The following is a 3,205-nucleotide window of genomic DNA, read 5'->3' on the forward strand; positions in this document are numbered from 1 at the left end:
CCGCCCCTCCCCTAGCCTGTGAGCTCCCGCTATCTCCTCCAGCGCCTGAGCACCCTGCTGCTCGTCCTCTTGGGGGTCTCCATCCTCACCTTCAGCATCGTGCCGCTCATCCCCGGCGACCCCGCCAGGGTGCGCCTCGGCGTGCACGCGACGCCCGAGGCGATCACCACCCTGCGCCGGCAGCTCGGCTTAGAGCGGCCCCTGCCCATCCAGTACGCCGATTGGCTCGGCGGCATCGTCACCCGTGGCGACTTCGGCGTCAGCCTCTTGAGCGGCAGGCCGATCGGTGGGGAGATCGCCCGCCGCCTGCCCGCCACCCTCGTCCTCGCCTTCGCGGGCCTGCTCGTGGGGCTCAGTGTCGCCCTGCCCGCTGGCGTGCTCTCCGCCCTCAAGCCCGGCAGCCGCACCGACCTCGGCGCCTCGGTCATGAGCCAGATCGGCGTGTCGATTCCAGACTTCTGGATGGGCATCCTGCTCATCCTGGTCTTCGCCGAGCACCTCCGCGTCCTGCCCTCGAGCGGTTACGTCCCGCTCAGCCAGGGTTTGGGCGCGTGGCTCAGCCATCTCGTCTTGCCCGCCACCACCGTGGGCATCATCAGCGGCTCGATCATGGCACGCTTCGTGCGCTCGTCATTGCTCGAGGTGCTCCACCGCGACTACGTCCGCACCGCCCGGGCCAAGGGCTTGAGCGAACGGGTGATCATCGTCAAGCACGTCTTCCGCAACGCCGCCATTCCCATCGTCACCATCGTCGGGCTGCAGATGGCCGCCCTCTTCAGCGCGGTGGTGGTGGTCGAGATCATCTTCGCCTGGCCCGGCTTGGGCTCGCTCGCCCTGGCCGCCACCCTGCAGCGCGACTATCCGATGCTGCAGGCCTCGGTCTTGGTGACGGCGGTGGCCTTTACGGTGATCAGCTTCCTCACCGACCTCTCCTACGTGCTCCTGGACCCGAGCGTGGAGTACGCCTGAGCGTGGCCCTAAGCCTGGCAGGATTTCACCGTTTTCTGAGGCGCGCGACAGGGCACGGCCTGATCGTGACGGGCGGCCTCATCATCCTCGTCTTTGGCATTATCGCCCTTGCCGGTCACCGGCTCGCGCCCTACGACCCTATGGCGATGGACTTCACCGCCCGCTTTGCCCCGCCCAGCTTAGAGCACCCCTTCGGCACCGACGACTTTGGCCGCGACATCCTCTCGCGCATCCTCCACGGCGCCCGTGTCTCCTTTCAGGTGGCCTTTATCGCGGTAACCATCTCCGCGACCTTCGGGGTCTTCCTGGGCGCGCTCGCCGGCTTTTATGGAAGATGGCTCGACGAGCTGGTCATGCGGGTCATGGACATCCTCTTCGCCTTTCCCGCGGTCTTGCTCGCCATCACCGTCATGGCGATTCTCGGGCGCGGCGTGGGCAATGCGATGATCGCCATCGCCATCGTCTACATTCCCATCTTCGCCCGCGTCACGCGCGGCTCGGTGATCGCCGTGCGGGGCCTCGAGTACGTCAGTGCCGCCCGGGCGCTCGGGCAGGGAGACGGCCGCATCATCCTCCAGCACATCCTCCCCAACGCCCTCGCGCCAATCATCGTCCAGATCTCGCTCAGCCTGGCCTTTGCCATCCTCGCCGAGGCCGCCCTCAGTTTTTTCGGGCTGGGCACGCAGCCGCCGGACCCGAGCTGGGGGCGCATGCTCGCCGAGGGCCGCGCCTTTCTCCAGGAGGCCCCCTGGATGGGCGTCTTTCCCGGCCTCGCCATCATGGTCTGCGTGATGGGCTTCAACTTTCTCGGCGACGGCCTGCGCGACCTCTTGGACCCAGCCCTCAAAAACGCCCTGAGGTAGCCGCGGGGCTCGAGACAGCCGTTTACTCCTCTCCCCTCTCGAGCGCCTCCTGATAGGCCTCGAGCGCCTCGTGCTCAAAGGCGACGACCACGACCCTCTCCAAAGCCTCGTCGGTCCCTCGGGGGATCACGGCGAAAATCGTGGGGGCGGCACCGTCCGGCTCGGCGACCCCGGCCGCCTCGTGGGCTTGGCGCAGGGAGACTTGGCCCAGGGAGACTTGGCGCAGCCTACTGAAAACCCAGCACCTTCCCCGTAGGATAGGGTTCGTTTACAAGGGAGGATTTGCCATGTCGGACGCAACCATGACGCACGACGAAGCGATCAAGAAGCTGAACGAGGAGATCAAGGGCATCAGGATCGCCATGCTGACCACGAGAGCGCCGGACGGCGAACTGCACAGCCGCCCCATGGCTACCCAGGAGCAGGACGTGGGCGGCAACCTGTGGTTTTTTACCGCCTTCGACAGCGGCAAGACCGCCGAGCTCGAGGCCGACTCGCAGGTCAACGTCGCCTACGTCGATCCCTCCAGCAACCGCTACGTCTCGGTGGCCGGCAAGGGCCTTATCAGCCGCGACAAGGCCAAGATGAAAGAGCTCTGGAGCGAGCCGCTGAGGGCCTGGTTCCCCAAGGGCCTGGACGACCCGCAGATCGCCCTCCTGCAGGTCGCGGTCTCGGGCGCCCAGTACTGGGACTCGCCCTCGGGTCTGATGGTCATGCTGGGTGGCTATTTGAAGGCCGTGACGACCGGCAAGCGCGCCGAGGGCGGCGAGAACGAGACGCTCGAGCTCGAGTAAGGTTCGGCCGAACAGCTATAGCCAGCTATAGCACGGTGGGCAGGGTTCAGGCGTCCAGATCGACCAGGACGCGGCCCTGCATCTCACCTTTGAGGATCTTTTGAACAGCCGCCTCGAGGCCGTCCAGGCCGATCTCCTCGGTCATCGCCTCGAGGTCCGCCGGCCGCCACTCGCCGGCCAGCTTCGCCCAGGCCGCACTGCGCCGCGCCATCGGGCAGGCCGCCGAGTCGATGCCCAACAGCCTCGCCCCGCGCAGGATAAAGGGGTAGATGCTTGTGTTCAGCTCGGTGCCGCCCACCAGCCCACAGGCCGCTACCGCCCCGCCCCAGTAGAGGCTCTTGAGCAGCGTCGCCAGCGTCTGGCCGCCGACGGTGTCCACCCCGCCCTGCCAGGAGGGCTTCAACAGCGGCTTGAGCGAGGGCTCGGCCAGCGCCGCGCGGTCCAAGACGCTCGAGGCGCCCAAGCCGCGCAGCCACTCATGCGCCCGCCTTTTGCCGCTGCTCGCCGCTACCGTAAAGCCGCGGCCCGCCAACAGCGCCACCGCCAGGCTGCCCACCCCGCCGCTCGCACCGGTGACCA

Annotated in this window: 4 protein-coding genes; 3 read left to right on the forward strand and 1 reads right to left on the reverse strand. The window is 67.5% G+C overall.

The genetic code is table 11. From position 1 onward, the window contains the following. Nucleotides 1-18 precede the first annotated feature (18 nt). From M3498_18845 to M3498_18855, 3 genes are all read left to right on the forward strand, one after another. On the forward strand, nt 19-969 hold the full coding sequence (locus tag M3498_18845; GenBank protein MDQ3461326.1) for an ABC transporter permease: 951 nt from the start codon (nt 19-21) through the stop codon (nt 967-969). Between the two features lie 2 nt (nt 970-971). After that, nucleotides 972-1,832, forward strand: a complete 861-nt coding sequence (locus M3498_18850; GenBank protein MDQ3461327.1) for an ABC transporter permease — start codon at nt 972-974, stop codon at nt 1,830-1,832. A 287-nt stretch (nt 1,833-2,119) separates the two neighbouring features. Continuing rightward, nucleotides 2,120-2,626: a pyridoxamine 5'-phosphate oxidase family protein gene (locus M3498_18855; GenBank protein MDQ3461328.1), complete on the forward strand. Its 507-nt coding sequence runs from the start codon at nt 2,120-2,122 to the stop codon at nt 2,624-2,626. A 46-nt stretch (nt 2,627-2,672) separates the two neighbouring features. On the opposite strand, the gene M3498_18860 is transcribed toward M3498_18855, so the two are convergent. After that, a partial coding sequence (locus M3498_18860) for a zinc-binding dehydrogenase (protein MDQ3461329.1) occupies nt 2,673-3,205 on the reverse strand: 533 nt, incomplete at its 5' end.

The sequence above is a fragment of the Deinococcota bacterium genome (assembly GCA_030858465.1).
Taxonomy (GTDB): domain Bacteria; phylum Deinococcota; class Deinococci; order Deinococcales; family Trueperaceae; genus JALZLY01.

What these genes read in the sequence shown, in the direction of transcription:
- M3498_18855 (MDQ3461328.1), top strand. Translation starts at nt 2,120, where the DNA reads ATGTCGGACGCAACCATGACGCACGACGAAGCGATCAAGAAGCTGAAC.